The organism is Streptosporangium sp. NPDC002607 (assembly GCF_053592655.1).
On record NZ_JBSFWD010000027.1, the window covers coordinates 107,620 to 130,703 of the forward strand.

The 23,084-nt window shown below is 68.9% G+C and carries 20 protein-coding genes; 10 read left to right on the plus strand and 10 right to left on the minus strand.

Translation table 11 applies throughout. The features are described from left to right. Positions 1 to 3 precede the first annotated feature (3 nt). The 7 genes from ACWD3H_RS27995 to hydA all read left to right on the plus strand — a co-directional run bounded on the left by ACWD3H_RS27995 (position 4) and on the right by hydA (position 7,076). Positions 4 to 1,602, plus strand: coding sequence for an ABC transporter substrate-binding protein (locus ACWD3H_RS27995; RefSeq protein ID WP_451957083.1), 1,599 nt, complete (start codon positions 4 to 6; stop codon positions 1,600 to 1,602). Between the two features lie 74 nt (positions 1,603 to 1,676). Further along, positions 1,677 to 2,732 (plus strand): ABC transporter permease, encoded by a 1,056-nt coding sequence (locus ACWD3H_RS28000; protein ID WP_355555241.1) that lies wholly within the window; start codon positions 1,677 to 1,679, stop codon positions 2,730 to 2,732. Next, entirely contained in the window at positions 2,729 to 3,598 is an 870-nt protein-coding gene (locus ACWD3H_RS28005; RefSeq protein ID WP_451957084.1) for an ABC transporter permease, read from the plus strand. Before ACWD3H_RS28000 ends, ACWD3H_RS28005 begins: the two co-directional genes overlap by 4 nt. Continuing rightward, entirely contained in the window at positions 3,595 to 4,455 is an 861-nt protein-coding gene (locus ACWD3H_RS28010; protein WP_350956642.1) for an ABC transporter ATP-binding protein, read from the plus strand. Before ACWD3H_RS28005 ends, ACWD3H_RS28010 begins: the two co-directional genes overlap by 4 nt. Continuing rightward, positions 4,452 to 5,255, plus strand: a complete 804-nt coding sequence (locus ACWD3H_RS28015; protein ID WP_326637650.1) for an ATP-binding cassette domain-containing protein — start codon at positions 4,452 to 4,454, stop codon at positions 5,253 to 5,255. The genes ACWD3H_RS28010 and ACWD3H_RS28015 overlap by 4 nt, the downstream gene beginning before the upstream one ends. 10 nt (positions 5,256 to 5,265) lie before the next feature. Then, a complete protein-coding gene (locus ACWD3H_RS28020; protein ID WP_350915395.1) occupies positions 5,266 to 5,670 on the plus strand; it encodes an allophanate hydrolase-related protein in 405 nt (134 codons plus the stop codon). After that, positions 5,667 to 7,076 (plus strand): dihydropyrimidinase, encoded by a 1,410-nt coding sequence (gene hydA / locus ACWD3H_RS28025; protein WP_451957085.1) that lies wholly within the window; start codon positions 5,667 to 5,669, stop codon positions 7,074 to 7,076. The genes ACWD3H_RS28020 and hydA overlap by 4 nt, the downstream gene beginning before the upstream one ends. An 82-nt stretch (positions 7,077 to 7,158) precedes the next feature. Here hydA and ccrA read toward each other — a convergent pair whose 3' ends face one another. The 10 genes from ccrA to ACWD3H_RS28075 form a co-directional block, all read right to left on the minus strand. Further along, the gene (gene ccrA, locus ACWD3H_RS28030; protein ID WP_451957086.1) at positions 7,159 to 8,418 is read right to left on the minus strand and encodes a crotonyl-CoA carboxylase/reductase; all 1,260 of its coding nucleotides are present in this window, start codon (positions 8,416 to 8,418) and stop codon (positions 7,159 to 7,161) included. A gap of 49 nt (positions 8,419 to 8,467) precedes the next feature. After that, a complete protein-coding gene (locus tag ACWD3H_RS28035) occupies positions 8,468 to 9,838 on the minus strand; it encodes an aminotransferase class III-fold pyridoxal phosphate-dependent enzyme (RefSeq protein WP_451957087.1) in 1,371 nt (456 codons plus the stop codon). Between the two features lie 6 nt (positions 9,839 to 9,844). Then, complete coding sequence (locus ACWD3H_RS28040; protein ID WP_451957088.1) at positions 9,845 to 10,408, minus strand: amino acid synthesis family protein; 564 nt, start codon at positions 10,406 to 10,408, stop codon at positions 9,845 to 9,847. Between the two features lie 141 nt (positions 10,409 to 10,549). After that, the gene (locus ACWD3H_RS28045) at positions 10,550 to 12,031 is read right to left on the minus strand and encodes an aldehyde dehydrogenase family protein (RefSeq protein WP_451957089.1); all 1,482 of its coding nucleotides are present in this window, start codon (positions 12,029 to 12,031) and stop codon (positions 10,550 to 10,552) included. Positions 12,032 to 12,074: 43 nt separating this feature from the next. Further along, positions 12,075 to 13,229: a Zn-dependent alcohol dehydrogenase gene (locus tag ACWD3H_RS28050; RefSeq protein ID WP_451957090.1), complete on the minus strand. Its 1,155-nt coding sequence runs from the start codon at positions 13,227 to 13,229 to the stop codon at positions 12,075 to 12,077. Between the two features lie 461 nt (positions 13,230 to 13,690). Then, complete coding sequence (locus ACWD3H_RS28055) at positions 13,691 to 14,479, minus strand: IclR family transcriptional regulator (protein ID WP_451957091.1); 789 nt, start codon at positions 14,477 to 14,479, stop codon at positions 13,691 to 13,693. A 359-nt stretch (positions 14,480 to 14,838) separates the two neighbouring features. Next, a complete protein-coding gene (locus tag ACWD3H_RS28060) occupies positions 14,839 to 15,726 on the minus strand; it encodes an ABC transporter permease (protein WP_451957092.1) in 888 nt (295 codons plus the stop codon). A 2-nt stretch (positions 15,727 to 15,728) separates the two neighbouring features. Then, positions 15,729 to 16,649: an ABC transporter permease gene (locus tag ACWD3H_RS28065; protein WP_451957093.1), complete on the minus strand. Its 921-nt coding sequence runs from the start codon at positions 16,647 to 16,649 to the stop codon at positions 15,729 to 15,731. 59 nt (positions 16,650 to 16,708) lie between these two features. Further along, positions 16,709 to 18,208 (minus strand): ABC transporter substrate-binding protein, encoded by a 1,500-nt coding sequence (locus tag ACWD3H_RS28070; protein ID WP_451957094.1) that lies wholly within the window; start codon positions 18,206 to 18,208, stop codon positions 16,709 to 16,711. Positions 18,209 to 18,367: 159 nt separating this feature from the next. After that, positions 18,368 to 19,183 (minus strand): enoyl-CoA hydratase/isomerase family protein, encoded by an 816-nt coding sequence (locus tag ACWD3H_RS28075; protein WP_451957095.1) that lies wholly within the window; start codon positions 19,181 to 19,183, stop codon positions 18,368 to 18,370. A 453-nt stretch (positions 19,184 to 19,636) separates the two neighbouring features. Between ACWD3H_RS28075 and ACWD3H_RS28080 the strand changes: the two genes are divergently transcribed. From ACWD3H_RS28080 to ACWD3H_RS28090, 3 genes are all read left to right on the plus strand, one after another. Continuing rightward, positions 19,637 to 20,995, plus strand: a complete 1,359-nt coding sequence (locus ACWD3H_RS28080; protein ID WP_451957096.1) for a dihydroorotase — start codon at positions 19,637 to 19,639, stop codon at positions 20,993 to 20,995. Between the two features lie 93 nt (positions 20,996 to 21,088). Then, positions 21,089 to 21,991 (plus strand): carbon-nitrogen hydrolase family protein, encoded by a 903-nt coding sequence (locus tag ACWD3H_RS28085; protein ID WP_343964365.1) that lies wholly within the window; start codon positions 21,089 to 21,091, stop codon positions 21,989 to 21,991. A 36-nt stretch (positions 21,992 to 22,027) separates the two neighbouring features. Beyond that, positions 22,028 to 23,035, plus strand: coding sequence for an LLM class flavin-dependent oxidoreductase (locus tag ACWD3H_RS28090; RefSeq protein ID WP_451957097.1), 1,008 nt, complete (start codon positions 22,028 to 22,030; stop codon positions 23,033 to 23,035). Positions 23,036 to 23,084 lie beyond the last annotated feature (49 nt).

Consider the following 23,084-nt stretch of genomic DNA (forward strand, 5'->3'; position numbering starts at 1 on the left):
ACAGTGCACCGACCCCCCGCCACCCCGGTGGCACGTGGCCGCAAGGGCACGCTGGGCCTGACCTCCGTCCTGCTCGTCGGCGCGCTGGCCCTCGCGGCCTGCGGCCAGAGCACTCCGGGCGGCTCCGGCGGCTCCGACGTCCGCAAGCAGACGCTGATCATCGCGGAGAACGAGCCGCCGGCCACCTTCGACCCGGTCCAGGCCGACAACTCGACCGTTGACGAGGTGTCCATCCCCGCCTACGACACCCTGGTCAAGTACGGCAAGGGCGGCGTGATCGCCCCCGCGGTGGCCACCGAGTGGACGTTCTCCAAGGACGGCAGGACCCTCGACCTGACGCTCCGCGACGACGTGACCTTCCACGACGGCACCAAGCTGACCGCCACCGACGTGAAGTACACGCTGGACCGGATCGGCAAGCTGCAGATGGGCGTCGCGTCGCTGCTGACCGCCTACGACTCCGCCGAGGTCGTCGACGACACCCACCTGGCGATCAGGCTGAAGCAGTCCTACGCGCCGTTCCTGGGTGCGCTGTCGCGGGTCTACCTGCTCAACTCCAAGCTCGTCCAGGCCAACGCCGGCTCCGACGACGGCCGTCAGTGGCTGGCGGCCAACGGCGCGGGGTCCGGGCCGTACAAGCTGACCGGGTACACCCCCAACCAGGAGGCCAAGTTCACCCGGCACGACGGTTACTGGGGCGGTTTCACCAACCAGGCCAAGGACGTGGTGATCCGCTACCTGCCGCAGGCGGCGACCCAGAAGACCGCGCTGAGCAACGGTGACGTGGACATCGCGATGGACATCGACCCCAACGACTGGGCCGGTCTCGAAAGCGGCGGCTATGTGGTGGACAAGGCCGACACCAACGTGCAGCTCTACGTCTTCTTCAAGATGAAGGACTCGCCGGCGGCCGACAAGGCGCTGCGCGAGGCCATCACCTACGCCTACGACTACGACCAGCACCAGTCGGCCATCCTCAAGGGCGCGGGCAAGAAGGCCGCCGGAGTGCTGGCGAGCACGATGGCCTGCGCCGACCCCACGGTCGCGCAGGCGGGCTACGACCTGGACAAGGCCAAGAGCATCCTGGACGCCGCCGGCCTGAAGAACGTCACGCTGACGATGAGCTACCTCAAGGCCACCGCCGAGATGGAGCAGGCGGCCACGCTGCTCCAGTCCGACCTCGCCAAGATCGGCGTGAAGGTCGAACTGTCGGCGGTCACCTACCCGCAGTACGTCGAGATGCTCAAGAGCAACGAGACCACGCCCGACCTCGGCATGATCTACGGCTTCCCGCCCTACCCGGACCCGGACTCCGTGCTGCACCTGCAGTTCAACTCGAAGTTCATCAACAACGGGCAGAACAGCGGCGGCTACCACAACCCGAAGGTCGACAAGCTGGTCGAGGACGCTCAGAAGCTGACGGACGAGGAGGCCCGCTGCGCCCTCTACAAGGAGGCCCAGCAGACCATCGCGGCCGACCACCCCTCGATCAACATGTCCAACCCGCAGTACGTGACGGTTCACCGCAAGGGGCTCACCGGCTACGCCTATGACCCCGCGCACCACCAGACCGTGGACGTCTACCAGGTGCAGGTCGGCTGACCCGCCGGGCTCGGCGCGGCCCTCCGCGCCGAGCCCGCCCATCATCGGAGATCACCACTGAGGGGAGGTACCCCATGGCTCGTTTCCTGCTACGGCGGCTCGTGACCAGCGTCGTCGTTCTGGCAGGCCTGGCCGTCGTCACCTTTCTGATGACCCAGGTACTGCCCGGCGACCCGGCCAGGACCGCCGCGGGGCGTAACGCGACCGCCGAACAGGTGGCACAGGTACGGATCCAGCTCGGCCTTGACCGGCCTCTGTGGCAGCAGTTCACGGGGTATCTGGACCGGCTGCTCCACGGCGACCTGGGCATCTCGGTGTTCACCCAGCGGCCGGTGCTCGATGACATCGCGGCCATGCTGCCCTCCTCGGTGGAACTCGTGCTCGCCGCGATGGCGATCAACATCGTGGTGGCGGTACCGCTGGGCGTGTACGCCGCCTACCGGCGAGGCCGGCCGGCCGACATCGCGGCCCGGCTCATCGCCCTGCTGGGCGCGGCGGTCCCGGTCTTCTGGCTGGGCCTCATGCTCCAGCTCGTCTTCGCCGCGGAACTCAGGTTGCTGCCGCTGACCGGCCAGCTCGCCTTCGGCCAGGACGTGCCGAGGATCACCGGAATGACCTCGCTGGACGCGCTGCTCGGCGGGAACCTGCCCGCCTTCGGCGACGCCCTGCAACACCTGATACTTCCCGCCCTCACGCTGGCCGCCTCGTTCGTCGCGGTGGTGGCCCGCACGGTGCGCTCCTCAATGATCACCGCGCTGGACTCCGACTACATCACGCTGGCCCGGGCGACCGGCGCCTCGGAGTTCCGCGTGGTGGTACGGCACGGCCTGCGCAACGCCATGGTCCCGGCCAGCACGATTCTCGGCATGCAGCTCGGCTGGATGCTCGGCTCCACGGTCCTGGTGGAATCCATCTTCGGCAGGACGGGAATCGGCGCCCACGCGGTCGCCGCCGTCCTGCAGAGCGACCTCTACACCGTGATCGGCACGGTTCTCGTGATCGGAGTGGTCTTCGTGGTGGCGAACATCGCCGTGGACCTGATCCAGCTCTGGCTCAACCCGCGGCTGCGCAGGACGAAGCGCCGCACGGGCGAGCCGGCCGTACCCGCTCTCGCGGAGGTGAACGCGTGAGCGCCGGCGCCACGGCGGTCACCGGCGCGCGCCGCCGTATCCTGCCCCGCGTCCCGATCGTCGAGCGCGCCGCGGTGACGGTGGCCGTGGCGATGGTGTTCCTCGCCGTCGTCGGGCCGCTGATCGCGCCGCACGACCCCTACGCGGTCGACCTGTCCAAGGCCCTGCTGTCCCCCTCGGGCGACCACTGGTTCGGCACCGACGCCAGCGGCCGTGACGTGCTCAGCCGGGTGCTGTCCGGCGCGCGGGTCACCCTGCCCGCCACGATGATCGTGATCGCCGCCGCGGCGCTGATCGGGACCGTGGTCGGCACGGTCGCGGCCCTCGGCGGGAAGGTCGTCGACGAGGTGCTGATGCGGATCACCGACATCGGCCTCTCGCTCCCGTCGATCATCCTGGCCCTCGGCCTGGCCGCCGCGCTCGGCTCCGGCCTGCAGTCCGCGGTGATCGCCCTCTCCCTCACCTGGTGGCCCGGCTACGCGCGGCTGGTGCGCACGCTGGTCCGCGACGTCAAGGACGCCGAGTACGTCGACGCGGCCAGGATGCTCGGGGTCTCCAGGACCCGTCTGGTCTTCCGGCACATCCTGCCCAACGCGCTGAACACCCTGTACGTGCAGACCACGCTGGACGTCGCCGCGGTGATGCTGGTCATCTCTGGCCTGTCCTTCGTCGGCGTCGGCGCGCAGGTGCCGTCCGCCGAATGGGGGGCGATGATCGCCGCGGCGGCCAACAACCTCACCAACGGCTGGTGGGCGGTGGCCTTCCCCGGCCTGGCCATCATGCTGACCGCGATCTCCTTCAACCTGCTGGGCGACTGGCTGCGGGTGCGCAACGACCCGACGATCCGCGAGGGGGCCGGCCGATGACGGACACACCACTGCTCGCCGTACGGGATCTGCGGGCGAGCTTCCCCGGGCCCGAGGGGCCGGTCGAGGTCGTGCACGGTGTCGACCTGGAGCTGGCACGCGGAGAGAAGGTCGCGCTGGTCGGCGAGTCCGGCTCCGGCAAGTCGGTCACCGCGCGAGCCGTACTGCGACTGGACGCCGGCGCCACGCTGACCGGGCGGATCGAGCTGGACGGCACCGACCTGCTGACGCTGCCGCCGCGCCGGATGCGCGAGGTCCGCGGTTCGGGGGTCGGCCTGGTCTTCCAGGACCCGCTCGCCTCGCTCAACCCGGTGATGACGATCGGCTGGCAGATCACGCAGCCGCTGGTCATCCGAGGGGTGTCCAAGAAGGTCGCCAGGCGGCGCGGCGTCGAGCTGCTCTCCCGGCTGGGCGTGCGCGACGCCGAGCAGCGCTTCGACGACTACCCCCACCAGTTCTCCGGCGGGATGCGGCAGCGGGTGGTGATCGCCATCGCGATCATCGCGGAACCCGCGCTGCTCATCGCCGACGAGCCGACCACCGCACTCGACGTGCGGGTCCAGGCGCAGGTGCTGCGGCTGCTGCACGAACTGGCCGACGAGCGGGACATGGCGGTCCTGCTGATCACCCACGACCTGGGCATCGTGGCCGGATTCGCCGAACGGGTGGTGGTGATGCGCCACGGCCTGGCGGTGGAGAGCGGCCCGGTCGAGGAGATCTACGCCCGGCCCCGCCACCCCTACACCAGGGCGCTGCTCGCGGCCGTGCCCCGGATCGGGGGAGACCTGTCCCGGCCGCTGGCCACCATCGGCTCCGCGGTGGAGACGGCCGAGGAAGGAACGGTGAGCCCGTCATGAGCGAGCCCCTGCTGCGGGTGCGGAACCTGGTCAAGACGTTCGAGGGCAGGCGCGTGCTGGACGACGTCTCCTTCGACATGATGCCGGGCGAGGTGCTCGGCCTGGTCGGGGAGTCGGGCTCCGGCAAGTCCACCACCGCGCGGTGTGTGGCGCGGCTGACCGAACCGGACTCCGGCCGGGTGGAACTCGGCGGGCGCGACGTGCTGGCGGCCGGCCGCGGGGAGCTGCGCTCCCTCCGTCGCGAGATGCAGATGGTGTTCCAGGACCCGTACTCGTCGCTGAACCCCCGGATGACCGTGGCCGAGCTGCTTGAGGAGCCGCTCGTCGTGCACGGCCTTGAGCCGGACCGGCGCCGGCGCAGGGAGCGCGCGGCGGCCCTGCTGGAGACGGTGAGCATGTCCGCCGAGCACCTGGACCGCTACCCCAGGTCGTTCTCCGGCGGGCAGCGCCAGCGCATCGCCATCGCCCGGGCCCTGGCGGTCGAGCCCCGGCTGCTCATCTGCGACGAGCCGATCTCCTCCCTGGACGTCTCGGTCCAGGCCCAGGTGCTCAACCTGCTCCGGGACCTGCGGCTGCGGCTGAACCTGTCGATCCTGTTCATCGCGCACGATCTTGCGGTCGTCTACTACCTCTGCGACCGGATCGCGGTCATGGAACAGGGACGGCTCGCTGAGATCGGCACCCGGGAGCAGGTGTACGGGGCGCCGGAGCACCCCTACACCCGGTCGCTGCTGGCGGCCGTCCCGATCCCCGACCCCGCCGCAGAGCGTGCCCGCCGCGCGGCCGAACCCCAGTACTGAAGGAGGACCCGTGGAGAATCTGCGGATGTTCGTCAACGGCCAGGCGATGTCGGGCGGCAGCCTGAACACCGCGCTGAGCGGCGCGGTGTTCGTCGGACCCGTCGAGACCGCCCCCCGCTACCGGTTCTACTCGGTGCGCGACGAGTTCCCCGGCCTGTACCCGGTGACCTCCGACGGGCACGCCGTGCCCGGCGAGCTGTACGAGGTGAGCTACCAGATCCTGCGCGAGCACCTGCTGCCGAACGAGCCCGAGGAGCTGGAGCTGAGCGTGATCGAGCTCGCCGACGGCAGCGGATCGCTGTCCATGCGGATGCGCGACGGGTCGCTGACCCTGCCGGGGGTCACCGACATCAGCACGGCCGGCGGCTGGCGGGCCTACCTCGCGTCCGGCCGGACGCAGGGCGCGATCGGATGAGAGACGCCGAGCTGGTGGTGCGGGGCGGCACGGTGGTCGAGGCGGGCTGGTCCGCCCCCGCCGACGTGTTCGTGGCCGGTGGTGTCGTCGTCGCCCTGGCCGAGCCGGGCACGCCCGCGCCGGGCACCGCGACCGAGGTCGACGCGACCGGGCGGCTGGTCATGCCGGGCGGGGTGGACCCGCACTGCCACGTCGGCTTCACCTCCGGCGACTTCACCTCGCTCGACGACTACACCAGGTGCACGACGGCCGCGGTGTTCGGCGGCACCACCACGATCGTGGACTTCGCCATCCCACGGCCCGGCCAGGCACCCGCCGACGCGGCGTACGCCCAGCGGGCCAAGGCTGATCGGGGACTGTGCGACAGTGCCCTGCACGCCTGCGTCGTGGAGTGGGACGAGACCGTGCCCGACCAGCTCGGCGCGCTGGTCGCGGACGGCATGCCCACGGTGAAGATGTTCACCACCTACCGCGGCGAGACCATGGCGGGCGAGGACACCATCCTGCGGACCATGAGGACGCTGCGCGACCTGGGCGGCATGGTGGTGATCCACTGCGAGGCCAACCACATCATCGAGGACACCCAGGAACGGTGCGCGGCGAGTGGCAGGATCGGCGCCGGGCACATGGCCGCGACCCGTCCCGAACTGGCCGAGACCGCCTCGGTGGCCGAGGTGCTGGCCATCGCCGAGTCGCTGCGGGCACCGGTCTACTTCGTGCACCAGTCCACCGCCGAGGCGGTCGAGCTGGTGGCGGCGGCCAGGCGGCGCGGCGTGCCGGCGTTCACCGAGTCGGTCGCCCACCACCTGGTGCTGGACGACGGCAACTATGACGGCCCCACTCCGGAGCGGTTCGTCTGCTGCCCGCCGCTCCGCTCCCGCCAGGCCGTCGCCGCGCTGGGACGCCACCTGTTCACCGGGGAGATCACCACGATCGGCAGCGACCACTGCTGCTACGACGTGGCGCAGAAGGAGTCGCGGCGCACCGACGTGCGGGCCATGCCCAACGGCCTGCCCGGGGTGGAGACCCGGCTACCGGTGATCTTCTCCGAGTACGTCGCCGGGGCCGGGCTGCCCGCCACCCGGTTCGTCGAGCTGACCGCCGCCAACCCGGCCAGGACCAACGGCCTGTACCCGCGCAAGGGCACGCTGATGCCGGGCTCGGACGCCGACATCGCGATCTGGGATCCGGCCGCCCGGTGGCGGGTGAGCGCCGGCGACCTGCACATGGCGACGGACTACACGCCGTATGAGGGCATGACCCTGACCGGCAGGCCGCGGACCGTCCTGGTCGGCGGCCGGGTCGTGGTCCACGACGGCATCCTGGCCGACCCCGTCCCCCGCGGCCGGCACCTGCCCGCCGGACCGATCTCGCTCACCCCGGCACTGGGGCGCACGGCCCCGTGACGACGGCGCCCCGGCCGGCGGCCGGGGCGATCTCACCCGCCCCTCCGGAGTCCTCCGGAGGGGCGGGGAGTCTCGCGGCCCGCTACTCGGGCTTGGCGCCCACCAGGGCGACGGAGTTGCCGAAGACCTGCTCACCGCGACCCATCTCGGCGTGCACGCGGGGGAGGTCGGTGAACGCCACGACGCGCCCCAGGCACGGGTCGATCTTTCCGGCGATGACCAGGTCGTTGTAGGCGACCGCCTGCGCGTCGTTGGTGCCGTGGCTGCCCTGGAAACGCTTCTGGCGGGTCCAGTGGTAACGCAGGTCCACCATGGCGTCGAAGCCCGTGGTGCCGGCGCAGATCACCACCATGCCGCCGGGCTCGCAGACCATGATGCTGGTCGGCACGGTGGCGGCGCCCGGGTGCTCGAAGACGATCGCCGGGTCCTTCCGCTCGCCGACGATCTCCCAGATCCTCTTGCCGAAGGCGCGCGCCTGGCCCAGCCACTCCTTCTGGCCCGCCTTGTCGTCGACCAGCGGCGGGATTCCCCAGTGGCTGTAGTCGCCGCGCTTGATGTAGCCGAGCGCGCCCTTGGCCAGCGCGTACTCGCCACGCTCGTCGTCGGAGACCACCGCGACCGGCTTGGCGCCGGCCAGGTTGGCGAGCTGGATGGCCTGCGTGCCGAGACCGCCGGAGCCGCCCCAGACCAGGACCACGTCGCCCTCCTGCACGGTGTTCCCCTCGAACCCGTGCAGCATCCGGTAGGCGGTCGTACCGACCAGGGTGGGCGCCGCGGCCTCGGCCCAGGAGAGGTGGCCGGCCTTGGGCAGCACCTGGTGAGCCTGCGCCCGGGCGAACTGCGCGAAGGACCCGAAGTTCGTGTCGTAGCCCCAGATCCGGGCGGACGGGGCCACCATCTGGTCCTTGCCCCGGGCGATCCAGGGGTCGTTCTCGTCCCAGTAACCGGGGTGCACGATGACCTCGTCGCCGACGGCCACGTTGGAGACCTCGGAGCCTATGGCGTAGACGATGCCGGACGCGTCGGAGCCGCCGATGTGGAAGTCGTAGGGCTCACCGGCGCGCTGGCGCAACCCGATGACGTCGACGGGGTAACCGCGGGCCGCCCACACGTTGTTGTAGTTGACCCCGGCCGCCATGACGGCGACGAGGACCTCGCCGGGGCCGAGCGGCGGGACCTCGATGTCCGTCTCGACCTGGAATGCCTTCTCCGGGTCGCCGAACCGGTCCTGCCGTACGACCAGCGCGGTCATCGTCCTCGGAACCTCGCCGATCGGCGGCAGTTCTCCCAGCGGAACCGTCCTGTCGGTCGTGCTGACCGATTCGCGCTTCATCTCGGACATGCGTATTCCTTCGTACGTTGAAATCGAGAACTACGGGCCGGGTGACCCGTCAGGCCTGCTCCGCCGCCTCGTCGGCGAGGGGCAGCACCTTGTCGAGGACGTCCACCGCGAAGTCGATCTCCTCGCCGGTGATCACGAGGGGCGGGGTCAGCCGGAGCACGTTGTTGTTCGCCGACAGGTACAGCCCCTGCTTCTTCGCCGCGGCCACCACGGCCGTCATCGGTGCGGCGGCCGCTCCGGTGGCGTTGAACGGGACCAGCGGCTCGCGCGTCCCGCGGTCACTGACCAGTTCGAGTCCGTAGAACAGGCCGCGGCCACGGATGTCGCCGATGCTCACGTGCCTGTCGGCCAGCCGGTCCAGACCGCGGCCGAGGCGCTCGCCCATCTCGCGGGTGTTGGCCAGGATGTTCTCGTCCTGCATGGCCTTGATCGACGCCACGCCGGAGGCGCAGGCCAGCGGATGGCCCGCGTAGGTCAGCCCGCCCCAGAACTTGTTGACCATCAGCCAGTCGGAGATCCGCTGGTTCACGACCATCGCGCCGAGCGGGACGTAACCGGAGTTGAGGCCCTTGGCCGTGATCAGGATGTCGGGGGTGACATCCCAGTGGTCGCAGGCGAACCATTCCCCGGTACGGCCGAAGCCCGCCATCACCTCATCGAAGATGAGGATGATCCCGTACCTGTCGCACACCTCGCGGATGGACCGCAGATAGCCCTCGGGCGGGTAGATGAGCCCGTTCGTCCCGGTGACGGTCTCCAGGACGACCGCGGCGACGGTGTCCGGGTTCTCGTACTGCAGGATCTCCTCAAGGTGCGGACCGCCGGAGCAGACGGGGCACGGGTCGGGGTGACCCACCGGGCAGCGGTAGGTGTAGGGGTCGAACATGCGCACCACGCCGAAGGAACTGGGCTCGGCGGCCCAGCGCCGCGGGTCACCGGTGAGCGCCATGGCGCCCGCCGTCGCCCCGTGGTACGAGCGGTAGCGGGCGACGATCTTGTGCCGCCCGGTGACGTGCCTGGCCAGCCGGATGGCGTTCTCGTTGGCCGCCGCACCGCCGGTGGTGAAGAAGGTCATCTTCAGGTCGCCGGGGGTCAGTCCCGCGATCAGCTCGGCGAGCTCGGCGCGTGACTGCTCGGCGTAGTTGGGACCGATGTAGCACATCCGGTCCGCCTGCTCCTTGATCGCCTCGACGATCCTGGGGTGCTGGTGTCCCAGGTTCATGTTGACGAGCTGCGACTGGAAGTCCAGGTACCTGTTGCCGTCGTAGTCCCAGAACCAGGAGCCCTCACCGCCGGCGATGGGGGTGGCGTTGACGCTCCCCTGCGTCGACCAGGAGTGGATGACGTACTCCCGGTCGGCTGCCTTGATGCGGTCGGCGGTCCACTCGTTCGTGTCCGCGACCCTGTCCGTGATGGTCATTCTCGCCTACTGTCCCGCGGTTTCCGCACCGAAGACCGCCAGCCGCGCGAGCGGGCGACCGGCGCTCGCCGCGACGCAGCCCACCAGGATCTCGCCGGGCAGCGGTGCGCCGGGGACCTGCAAGGTGACCGTCTGGTGGTGTGACCGGGTCTTCGAGTCGGTCTTGTGCTTGAGGGGCACGTCGATGGGGTCTCCGGGCAGGCCGACCTTCTCGGCGGCGGGCAGGAGTTCCGTCCCGCCCGCGGCGTTGCGGAAGACGTTGCCGAAACGCAGGTTGTGGATGAGCGCGGAGCCGTGCTCCACCTCGCCCGCGATGCCGACCAGCGCCACCTTTCCGAACGCCTCGACCTCGGCGCCGAGGAGCTCGACACAGGCCGGTCCCACCAACTCGCCGATCTGCTCGCCGACCTCGTCCGCCAGTGTGACCAGGTCTTCGACGTACCCGCTGCCGTAGGGGTTCTCGATGACAATGCCGACGAAGGCCACCCGGTGCACAGGATCGACCTCACGGCCGTTCTCAAGCCGGGTCTCTTCCAGGTGCCGGATGGTCTTTCTGACCTTGATGCTCATGCTCTCCCCTTAATGGTTCACCTATTGAACCAGCGGTTCAGATGGTACGCAAGTGGTCCCATGGACTGTCAAGAGTCGACTGCCGGTCCCTCGCCCGCCGCCACCGCGAACCCGCGGCGGTGGGCGAGGGGTACCCGCGCGTCAGCCCAGCTTGATGACCGTGCTCTTGTTCTCGGTGTAGTGCTGCATGACGTCGTAGCCCATCTCACGACCCCAGCCGGACTCCTTGAAGCCGCCGAAGGGCAACGCCGGGTCGAAGACGCCGTAGCAGTTGACCCAGACCACTCCCGCACGCAGCGCGCGGCTCATCGAGTGCGCGCGGGAGATGTTCTGGGTCCAGACACCGGCCGCGAGGCCGTACGGCGAGTCGTTGGCGGCATCCACCAGGTCGTCGACCTCGCGGAACGGCGTGGCCACCACGACGGGGCCGAAGATCTCCTCGCGGACGATCCGCATGTCCGGGGTCACGTCGGTGAAGACGGTGGGCTGGAGGTAGAAGCCCCGGTCGCCGACCGTTTCGCCGCCGCTCAGCACGGTCGCGCCCTGCTCGACACCGGAGCGCAGGTAGCCGGTGACGCGCTCCAGATGCTCCCTGCTGACCAGCGGCCCGACCTGCGTCTCCGGATCGAACCCGTCACCGATCCGCATCGACGCGCCGATCGCCGCCACCCGCGCGACCACCTCGTCGAAGACCGGCTCCTCGACGTACAGCCGCGAGCCGGCCACGCACTGCTCGCCCATGTTGGAGAAGATCGCCGCCGCTGCTCCCGCCGAGGCGGCGTCGAGGTCGGCGTCGGCGAAGATGATGTTGGGGCTCTTGCCGCCGAGTTCGAGCGTCACCCGCTTGAAGTTGCCGAGCGACGCGGTGGCGATCGCCCGTCCGGTCTGGGTGGAACCGGTGAACGACACCTTGTCCACCAGCGGATGCTCCGCCAGGGCGGCTCCCGCCGAGGGGCCGTAGCCGGGCACGACGTTGAGCACCCCTTCGGGAAGTCCGGCCTCGATCGCGAGCCGGGCCAGCCGCAGCGCGCTCAGCGGCGTCGCCTCGGCGGGCTTCAGCACGCAGGTGTTACCGGCCGCCAGGGCCGGACCCACCTTCCACGCCGCGTTCGACAGCGGGTAGTTCCAGGGGACGATGAGGGCGCAGACGCCGAGAGCCTCCCGCTGGGTGAAGGCGTGGTAGTCCCCGGGTGTGGAGAGCGGGATCGTCGCACCGGTGATCTTGGTGGCCCACCCGGAGAAGTAGTGGAACGCCTTGACGGAGCCCCGCACGTCGATCATCTGGGACTGGGCGTAGGGCTTGCCGTTCTCCAGCGTGGTGAGCCGGGCGAGTTCCTCCCCGTCCCGCTGGATGAGGTCGCCGAGCCGCCACAGGATCTGCGCCCGCTCGTTAGGCTTCATCCTCGGCCACGGCCCGGAGTCGAACGCCTTCCTGGCCGCCAGGACGGCACGGTCGACGTCGGCCTCGCGGGCCTCCTGCACCGAGACGAACACCTCGCCCGTCGCCGGGTTCACGACGGGGATCCGGCCGCCCGCCTCGGACTCCTCCCACTTTCCGTCGATGAACAGAAGCGTGTGCTCGATGGGCTTCTGCTGGGCTTCGGTGTCGAGGGTCGCGGCCATCACTGTCCTTTTCGTGCGGATCGTACGGTGGTTGGGAAGACTGTCAGTGCTCGTGCAGGATGACGCCGCGGATGTTCACCCCGGCGTGCAGGTCGTCGTAGGCCTCGTTGATCTGCTCAAGGCCGTACGTGCGGGTCACCAGCTCGTCGAGCTTGAGCCGGCCGGCGGAGTGCATCCCCAGCAGGCGCGGGATGTCGGCGACCGGGTTGCAGTTGCCGAACAGGGAGCCGGTCAGCGTCTTGGTCCGGTTGGAGAAGTCACGGGGGTTCACCGCGATGTGCTTGTCGGTGGAGCCGAGGGAGGCGACGACGCAGGTGCCGGCCTTACCGGTCAGGTCGAAGGCCTGGCCGATGATGTCGCCGTTGACCCGTCCCACGGTGATGACGGAGACGTCGACGCCCCGCCCGCCGGTGACCTCCTCGATCCGCGGACGGGCGTTGTCGAGGGAGGTGAAGGTGTCGGTCGCGCCGAAGGCGGGAGCCTGGCTCCGCGCGAACTCCGAGGGATCGACGACGATGACGTGGTCGGCGCCGGCGTGCCTGGCACCCTGGACCACGTTCATGCCGACCCCGCCGGCGCCGAGGACGAGGACCGCGTCACCCGGGCGGACGTCTCCGGCGTTGACCGCCGCGCCCCAGCCCGTGATCACACCGCAGGAGACCAGGCAGGCGGCGGTGAAGTCCGTCGAGTCGGGTACGGCGACCGTCTGGCTCTCGTGGCAGACCAGGTGGTTCGCGAAGGTCCCGAGGCTGCTGGTGGCGGTGGCACCCCTGCCGTCCGCGAGCCGGAAGCGCAGGGTGCCGTCCATCGCGTACCCCGGCCGCACGCCGGCCGCGCTCTCACAGAGGTAGGACCTGCCCGCGGCGCAGTAGCGGCACGAACCGCAGGCGGGCACGAACAGCGTCGCCACCCGGTCGCCGACCTTCACCCGGCTGACACCGACGCCGACCTTCTCCACGATGCCGGCTCCCTCGTGCCCGCCGACCTGCGGCAACTCGGCGCGGATGTCCCCGCGCACGACGTGGTCGTCGGAGTGGCAGATCCCGGTGGCCATGACCTTGACGAGTACCTCGCCGGGGCCGGGGTCGCCCACCTGGAGGTCCTCCACGCTCCACTTCTCCCCGACACCGTGAATTACCGCTCCCCGCGCCTTGACCATCGTCTCGCCCACCTCGCCAGCTACGAATGTTCGGTTCACTCAGCAAACCATTGTTTCAAAATCGTCCTCTGCTGGATAATGCCATGTCAAGGGCCTCGGGAGAATGTGAGCGGGAACGCAGTGACCCGCCGGCCGGGGTGGCGAAGGTGCCCGGATGGTGCCCGGAAGCGGGATCCGCCGGCCGCGACCCCCTGGCGGGCGGGGCGCGCCGGAGTCGGCGGGAGACTCGGGCGGTGGAAAGCGGATCGTCGCGCGCGGAGTCCTGGCGGGGGCGGCCCGGTCACGGCCGGGAACCGTCGATCCGGCGAGCCGGGCGCGTGTTCCCGCGGATCACCGGCACGTTCCGTCGAGGTGTGGCCGACAGGGCGGGCGGTCCGGGCGCGACGGCGCCTACCCCGTGCCCGCGGTGCCGGTCGATGCCGTCACGGTGTCACGGGGTGTCATCACGATGCGATCGACCGTCGCCGGCCCCGTTGGTCCGGCGACGGCCGATCGACTCATTAGATCGGCAGTCCGCCCGTCAGCTGCAGGTCGGTGACGCTGAGCAGGTCGCTGAGGCGCTTCGACGTCTGGAGCAGGTACGGCGCCGTCGTGTCGACCCACTCCTTGGTGAGGCGGAAGGTGGGGCCGCCGATCCACACGGCGTACGGGTACTTGTCGCGGACCCGGACCGGCGCCGCTATCGACGCGGCGCCCTGCTCCAGTTCGTCGACGGTGTAGGCGTAACCGTGCTCCCGGATGACATCGAGGCTGGTGAGGAACTCGTCGAAGTCGCCGAGGTGGTCCGGCGCGTGTGCCTCGAACTCCTGCGCGTAGTCGTCGACGACCGTCTGGCGGTCCAGCGCCGCGAGCAGCACCTTGCCCGTGGAGGTCGCCCACACGGGCTGGGTCCGCGGGACGGGCTTGGGGGTCTGGCCGATGAGTCGCGGGCCCGGCATCTGGGCCACCACCATCACGTTGGGCGGGAGGAGCACGTCGAAGCCGCAGGTTTCCTGGGTATGCGCGGCCAGCTCGGTCAGGACCTGCCGCATGTTGCGGTAGGCGCCGTCGTTGTCCAGCAGCCCGCCGACGAGCGACAGGAGCCCCAGGGACACCCGGTATCGGCGGTTGCCGGGGTCGAGTGTCAACCAGCTCTCGCGCTCCAGCACGTTGAGGACGCGGTAGCAGGTGGCCTTCGGAATGCCGGACTCCCTGGCCACCTCGCTGAGCCCGACTCCTTCGGGGTGTGCGGCGACGGCACGGAGCACCGAGATGGTGCGGCGTACCAGGCCTGACTCACTCGCCGCCATTCTTCCTCCGGAGAGATTTGCTTGTTCGGCCGAACCCTAGCGGGAAATCCCGGGCAATGCTCAACATCTTGCTGCTCGTCAGAAACGGGGTTAATTGTCCGATTTGTTCTGAATGTATGAATCTCGCCGTAGAGCCCTCTTCGTGCCAGCGTGACGAGATTATCGTCGAGGATGCGGATGCTGCCAAGAGCGCACCCGGCCTACGTGGACCTCTCCATCGTCGCACCGGCACGGGCGCGGCCGAAATGAAGATGCCCCGGGCTGGAGACGGGCGCCTGAACTTTAACATAGGCGAGTGCGGGTGGCCCCTTTGGTGATCTTGCCGTGAACCGGAACGCGCACGCGTTCCAGCACGGGCGTCAGCGCAGAGTCGGGTCGAAAGTGTCACGGAAACCGTCACCGACCAGGTTGAGCGCCAATACCGTCAGCAGGATGGCCAGACCGGGAAAGATGCTGATGTGCGGGGCCGAGGAAACGTACTGCCGGCCGTCGGCGAGCATGGCGCCCCACTCCGGGCTGGGCGGCTGTGCCCCCAGACCCAGGAAGCTGAGCGAGGACACGCTCACGATGGCGAGCGCCAGACCCACCGTGGTGATGACGATGATGGGCGCGCTGATGTTGGGCAGCACGTGCTTGAACGCGATACGGAAACCGCGGACCCCGGAGGCGTGGGCGGCCTCCACGTACTCCTTGCCCGCCACCTCCATCGTGGCGCCGCGCACCACGCGGGCGTACTGCGGGATATAGGTGATCCCGACGGCGATCGCCGCGTTGCGCAGGCTCGGACCGGCCACCGCCACGATCAGGATCGCGAGCAGGAAGTAGGGAAAGGAGAGAACCAGGTCCACGCTCCGCATCAGCAGGCTGTCGGCGATGCCGCCCCGGTAGCCGGCGACGATGCCGATGGCGGTGCCGACGACCCCGCTGAGAACGATCACTCCGATGGCGGCGAGCAGGGTCGCGCGCGCGCCGAGCATGATGCGGCTCAGGATGTCGCGCCCGAACTCGTCCCGGCCCAGCCACGCTCCGGCGTTGGGCCCCTCCCTGCGCAGGCTGAGGTTCTGCACGGTGGGATCGTGTGGAGCGATCCAGGGGGCGAGTACGGCGACGAGGACGATCACAGCGAGAATGACCAGACCGATGAGCGCCGCGCGGTTGCGGGCGAACATCGCCCATGTCTCCTTCCAGGCGCTGCGCTCCTGGACAGCCCCCTGGGCGCTCTGCGCCGTGGCTACTGCCGCACTCATACTCAGACTCCTCGCTGCCGGGGGTCGGCCCATTTGTAGAGCATGTCGACCAGCAGGTTGATCAGGACGAAGACGACGGTTCCGAGGAGGACCGCACCGCGCACCACCGGATAGTCACGTCCTTCGATGGCCGTGACGATTAGGCGGCCGATTCCGGGGATGCCGAAGACCGTCTCGGTCAGTACGGCGCCGCCGATGAGCCCGCCGAACTGAAGACCGATCACCGTCATCACCGGCACCAGGGCGTTCTTCAGGGCGTACTTCATGACCACGGTGCGTTCGGGCAGCCCGGCGGCCCGCGCGGTGCGGACGTAGTCGCTGCTCATGACCTCGAGCATGCTGGACCGGGTCAGCCGCGCGATGACGGCGAGTGGGTAGGTGCTGAGCGCGATGGCCGGCAGCACCAGGTGGCCGTAGGTCCCCCAGCCGAAGGCGGGGAGGACCGGCCACTTCACCGCGAAACCGATGATCAGCAGGATGGCCAGCCAGAACACCGGGAGCGACACCATGGCCAGCACCCCGACGCGGGTGATGGTGTCGATGAGCGTGTACTGCTTGACGGCGGCGACGATGCCCACCGTCACACCGATGAGCACGGCCAGGATCATGGCCGTCAGCGCGAGCGTGGCGCTCACTCCGGTGGTGCGCGCGAGTTCGAAGGCGACCTCGCGCCCGCTCCGGTAGGAGACGCCGAGGTCTCCCTGTACCGCGTCCGTGACGAAGGACAGGTACTGCAGGAGCAGCGGTCGATCGAGCCCCAGCTGGGCACGGAGTTCGGCGACCGCCTGCGGGGAGGCGTTCTGGCCGAGCAGCAGGGTGACCGGGTCACCGGGGGCCATCTCCAGAGCCACGAAGATGACGAATGAGATGACAAGTAGCAGCGGCACCAACTGCAACAGCCGTCTGCCTACATAAGACAACATTTCCTCGCATCTCCTCATTTAGGCCGCGGAGAAGCTCCCCCGGTGACCTTCGAGCGGGGTTACTTCTTGACGGTGACGCCCGACAGATCCCAAAGGCTGGACTTCGTGGTGTGGAATCCCTCGACCCCGGTACGCGTCGCGTAGAAGTTGGTCGAGTAGTAGACGGGAACCACCACGACGTCCTCCTCCACGAACTTGCGCTGGATCTCGTTCATCAGGTCCTCGCGCTCCTTGGTCCTGATGGGCAGGAGGGCGAGCCGGTCGATCTCCTTGTCGGTGCCCGAGTAGCCGGACATGTTGTTCACGGCCTCGGAGCGGAAGACGCGCGTCAGCATGTCGGCGGCGTCGCCGGCGGCCATGCCCCAGCCCAGCCAGTACATCTGGGTCTTGTGCTCAAGCAGCGAGGTGAACCACGTCCCGGACTCCTGGATCTTCAGGTTGGCGGTGACCCCGATCTCCTTGAGCTGGGACTTGATGACCTCGGCCACCTCCTTGTCCTTGAGGTAGTAGCTGCCGGGCAGGACCAGGTCGAGCGTCACGTCGCCGGCTCCGGCCTCGGCCATGAGCTTCTTGGCGCCTTCGAGGTCGAAGTCGATGTTGATCGGGTCGGCGGCCGCCGTGACGAGCGTCGGCGGGATCAGCCCCGTGGTCGCCGGGCTGCCCACCCCTTCGAGGACGTTCTTGACGATGGCCTCCTTGTCGATCGCCATCGCGATCGCCCGGCGGACCTTGACGTCGGGAACCTTCTTGAGCTCGAAACCGAGGAAGACCGGCTGCGCCTTGGGCTCGATGAGCTCGTTGATCTCCTTGGACTCCTTGATGAGGGACAGCTCGGAGGGGGGCGGGTTCTCGATGACGTCGACATCGCCGGACTGGAGCGCGGCCAGACGGGTGCTCGCCTCGGGGATCGGGACGATCTCCACGGTCTTGACCTTCGGCTTCTCGCCCCAGTAGCCCTCGTTGCGCTCCAGGACCATGCGCTCGTCGGGGTTCCAGCTCTTGAGGGTGAAGGGACCGGTGCCGACCGGGTTGGCCGACAGGTTCTTCTCGTTCTCCTTGATCGCCTTCGGGCTGACGATGCCCGCGACGGGGACGGAGAGGTTGTTGAGCAGACCGGAGAAGGGCTTGGTGAGGTTCAGTTTGACCTGGTGGTCACCGATGACCTCCACCGACTTGATCACACCGAGGTAGCCCTTGCCCTGCGGGGCCTTCGTCGCACGTTCGAGGTTGGTCTTGACGGCCTCGGCGTTGAGGTCCGTGCCGTCGATGAACTTGATCCCCTCGCGGAGGGTGAAGGTCCACTCGGTGTCGGAGTTCTGCTCCCAGGAGGTGGCCAGCCCCGGCACGGGCTTGCCGTCCGGGTCGAGCCTGACCAGGCGCTCGTACATCAGGTCGATGCGGATGAAGTCGGCGGTAAGGGAGAAGTTCGGCGGGTCCAGGCTCTGGGCGTCGGAGGCCATGCCGACTCGCAGCGTCGCGTCCTCGGCCGCCACGGGGGCGCCCTCCTCGGCGCCTCCCGAGCTCAGGCCGCAACCCGCCAGGGTGAGGGAAGTGAGCATGGCCAGCGCCGCGACACCGCGACGCGGCCATGTTTTCCCGGGGTGCTTCATAAAGTTACGTCCCTCTCTCTTTCGCTGTCCTCGGACGTAGTGTTCGGCCCCCGAAACCGATGCCGGCGTCTGCCGCCGGCGGTGTCCTGCCAAGCAGGTATGTTGGTGTCAGGCCTGGTCGCGGTAGGGCGCGTCGCGCGCCTCGAGGAACGCCTTGAGACCGTGCTCGGCCCGGATCGCGCGCAGGTTGTCCCGCTCGGGAACGCCGGTGGAGTCCAGGACCAGGGTGTCGGCGAAGCGGTGCCCCATCTGCAGTCCCCGGAAGCCCTGCATGTCCTGCATCATCCGGACCGAGCGCTTGACGGTCTGCAGCGTCAGCAGCGGGGCGTTGACGATGCGCTGGGCGAGCCGGAGCGCGGCCGCGTCGACCTCGTCGTCGGGCACGACGGTGTTGACCAGGCCGAGGCGGTGGGCCTCCCGGGCGTCCACGCTGTCGCCGGTGAGGTACATGTGGTTCATCAGCTTGAAGTGCGTGAGCCACGGGAGCAGCAGCAGCGGGGACAGGGTGCCGTGGCGGATCTCGGGCTCGCCGAACGACGCGTTCTCCCCGCACACGGTCAGATCACCGATGAGTGCCAGGTTGCAGCCGGCGGCGAGTGCGACCCCCTTGACCGCTGTGATCACCACCCGGTCCATGTACCAGAGCTTCTCCAGCATCTTCGCGTTACGCTGGGCGATGTAGTCCGTCTCCACGGTGTTCGCCGGGGACGGATCGTTGACAAGGTCGATACCTGAGGAGAAGGCCCGGTTGCCTTCCGCGCCGAGGACGACGGCCTTGATGGTGCGGTCCGCCTCGATCTCGTCGATCGCCGCACTCAGCTCGTTGACGGTCTGGGCGCGCAGGGCGTTCAGGGCCTTCGGCCTGGCCAGCGTCAGTATCGCGACCTGACCGTCACGCTCCAGACGCACGTCTTCGTAGGACACTCGCTCTCCATCCCCTGGGATATCGGTCCGCTGGATGGACCGTCGATTTGAGTAGTGGACCCGAGGTGGCCTTGAGGTGTCAAGAGAAAACGGGCAAGTTCATATGGGCGAAACGGACAGGCAACAATGGGGGAGAGGTCGCCGAAGAGCCTTGAGGTGCGTGAACCCCCCACGGCTCGACCGGTGCACGGCCGGGTTTCCGGCCGATTCGGCGCCGGGGTGAGGGTCTTCCGGGTGGGGCGGGGGCCGGTCCGCGGACCGGCGGTCGCGTCGATCAAGTGACCCATGTCATAGCCGGCGGGTTTCCCGGCCGTGGGCGTCGAGTCCGGGCATTGACAGAGGCTGTAGCCTCGTCAAAAATGAACTGGCAGTTCGCTCAGTGAACCAGTTGACAGGCGTGGCCGAGGGGCGGGGATCGCTGTCACCGCATGTCCAACCATGAAGAGAGGTTTCGTGCACTTTGATGTTGCTGTCACGGGTGGACTGCTTGTCGACCCGGACTGGGGAACGCTGGCGGGCGGCCTGGGCATCAAGGACGGCCGGATCGCCGCCGTCCTGGCTCCCGGTGAGCGGCTCTCCGCGGACGAGGAGATCGACGCCACCGGGCTGGTCGTCATGCCGGGGGTCATCGACCCGCATACGCATCTCGGCTACGCGCAGTCCTTCGACGCCGACCTGGTGACCGAGACCCGATCGGCGGCCCTCGGCGGCGTCACCACGGTGATGAGCTTCTACCGTCAGTACAAGGGCGCGGAGCCGGCGCCGTACGACGAGCTTCCCGAGTTGATCGCCTCGGTCAACGAGAAGTCCACCGTCGACGTGGCGCTGCACTTCGGCATGCTCGCCGAGTCCCAGGTGCGGCAGATACCGCGGTACGCGGACGCCGGCGTCAGGTCGCACAAGTTCTACATGGCCTACCGGGGCGCGGACGGAGCCACCGTCGGGATGGTGAACGAGTGCGACGACGGGCTGCTGCTGGAGGGCCTGCGCCTCCTCGGCGAGTCCGGCGGCGTGGCCTGCGTGCACGCGGAGAACACCGACATCGTCAACCGGACCATGCGGCAGGTACGCGAGTCGGGGGCCACCGGACTGCGGGCCTGGTCCGATGCCCGGCCGGCGTTCGCCGAGGCGGAGAACATCCAGCGGGTGGCCTTCTTCGCCGAACGGGTGGACGCCACCGTCTACCTGGTGCACATCGGATCGAGCGAGAGCCTCCAGGCGGCCAAGCGGGTCAGGGGGACCGGCGGCAAGGTCTGGGTGGAGACCTGCCCGCACTACCTCACGCACACCTACGACAGCGAGGTGGGATCGCTCGCCAAGATCAACCCGCCGGTGCGCACGGCGGAGGACGTCGAGGCGATGTGGCGCGGACTGATCGACGGTGACGTCGACACCGTCGGCACGGACCACTGCGCCGTGCCGCTTGAGCGCAAGCAGGGTGACATCTGGTCCGCCGCGGCGGGATTTCCCGGCATGGCGACGACGCTGCCGGTGCTCCTCTCCGAGGGGCACCACAGGCGGGGGATGAGCCTGCAGCGCATCGCGCAGGTCCTGTCCGGCAACGCCGCCTCGATCTTCGGCATGCCGGCCAAGGGAAGCCTGCGGCCGGGGGCCGACGCCGACCTCGTGCTGTGCGACCTCGACGCGGAGCGCGTCGTCGACCACCAGACCCTGGGCGGCTCGTCGTCGTACAGCATCCTCGACGGCCGGACGCTGCGCGGGTGGCCGGTGCGCACGCTGCTGCGCGGCAGAACCGTGGCCGTCGACGGGGAGGTCGTCGGCGAGCCGGGTGGCCGGTTCCTGGCGCGGTAGAGACCGAAAAGCAGCGACAACCACTGAACTCAACCCGTATTACCGGGTCTGACCTGCAGATTATCGGCAATTAGCAAGAAGGGCTGAACCCCAATGAAGGCAAAAGTGCTGCTGGTCCAGAACGGGCCGGCGACCGTTGACACCGAGAAGAACGTCGAGGAGAACCTCGCCCTGGTCGCCGAGGCCACAAAGGACTACTCGCCGGACTTCGTGGTGTTCAGCGAACTGTCCAACACGCAGTACTTCTGCGGCTACAACACCCCCGAGCACTTCAAGCTCGCCGAGCCGATCGACGGTCCGTCGGTCAGACGTTTCCAGGAGCTGGCCAAGCGGCTCGGCAGCTATGTGCTCTTCCCCTTCTACGAGAAGGGCGAGGTCAAGGGTGAGTTCTACAACAGCGTGGCGGTCATCGGCCGCGACGGCGAACTGATCCCCGGCGACCTGCCCGACGGCCGCCAGGTGAAGGTCTACCGCAAGAACCACATCCCCGACCAGTGGAGCTACAGCCCCGGCCTCAACGAGCGCTACTACTTCAAGGAGGGTCCGGGCCTGGCGACCTTCAGGACCGAGTTCGGCAAGATCTCCATCCTGATCTGCTACGAGCGCTCCTTCCCCGAGGCGTGGCGGGTGCTCGCGCTGCAGGGCTCGAAGATCATGTTCGTCCCGGTGGCGGCGTGGGGCCCGAACCGCGCCGACTCCTGGGGCGGAGAGCTGCGCACCGCGGCCATCCAGAACGGCCTGTTCGTCGTCGCCTCCAACAAGGGCGGCGTGGAGAACACCGAGGGCCCGCGTCACTTCTTCGGCGCCAGCCGGATCATCAGCCCGCTGGGTGAGGAGCTGACCGCCGCGCCGGCCGGTGAGGGGCCGCACATTCTCAAGGCCGAGCTCGACCTGGACGAGATCGACCAGCACGGGGTCCGCTACACGTTCTTCCGCGACCGCCGTCCCGAGCTCTACGGCTCGCTCAGCGACGACATCGCGCGCGGTGTCCTGTAAGGCCGTGGTCGCCCACTCGGAGATAGGAAAAACACCATGGACGTAGGCGTCTTCCTCGGGTCGCAGTACGCGCCCCAGCAGGACATCTACTCGGCCTTCCAGGGTCTGGTCGAGCAGACGCGGTTGATCAGGGACACCGGTTACGACGCCGTCTGGCTGGGCCAGCACTTCCTGAGCGCCCCCGACCAGTACCTCCAGACGACGCCGATGCTCGCGCGTCTGGCGGCGGAGGCGGGCGACATGAGGCTGGGCACGAACCTGTTGCTGCTGCCCCTGCTGAACCCCGTCGACATCGCCGAGCAGTACGCGACGATGGACGTGATCACCGGCGGCAGGCTCATCCTGGGCGTCGGCCTGGGCTACCGCGACGAGGAGTTCAACGCCTTCCAGATCAACAAGAAGCACCGGGTGGGCCGCCTGGTGGAGGGCGTGGAGATCCTCAAGCGGCTGTGGACCGAGGAGAACGTGTCGTTCGAGGGCAGGCACTTCACCCTCGACAACGTGACGATCAGCCCGCGCCCGATCCAGAAACCCCGCCCGCAGATCTGGTTCGGTGCCACCGCCGACCCCGCGATCAAGCGCGCCGCCCTGCAGGGTGACGCGTGGATCGCGACGTCGATGACGGAGTGGGGGGAGATGAAGCAGCAGGTCGACCTCTTCCACCAGACCAGGAAGGAGGCGGGCCTGCCGGAGAAGGTGGAGTTCGCCAAGTGCGTGGAACTCTTCGTCGGCGACGACAAGGAGTCCGCGCTCAGGGAGGCCGAGCCGTTCATCGGCGCGAAGTACAAGGCGTACTACAGCTGGGGCATGGGCAACAACGTTCCCGGCAACAGCGGCGCGAACAGCAGTGACTTCACCGACCTGGCCAGGAACCGGTTCATCATCGGTGGCGTCGACGACGTGATCGAGGACTGCCTGCACCACCGCGACACGCTGGGCGTGACGCACCTGATCGTCCGGCTGAACTTCCCCGGGATGCCGATGGAGCTGGTCCGGCGCAACATCGAGCGGTTCGGCAAGGAGGTCATTCCGGCCATCCGCTGATCCGGCCCCGCCACATCGAAGAGCCTCGCCCCTGTCACAGGGGCGAGGC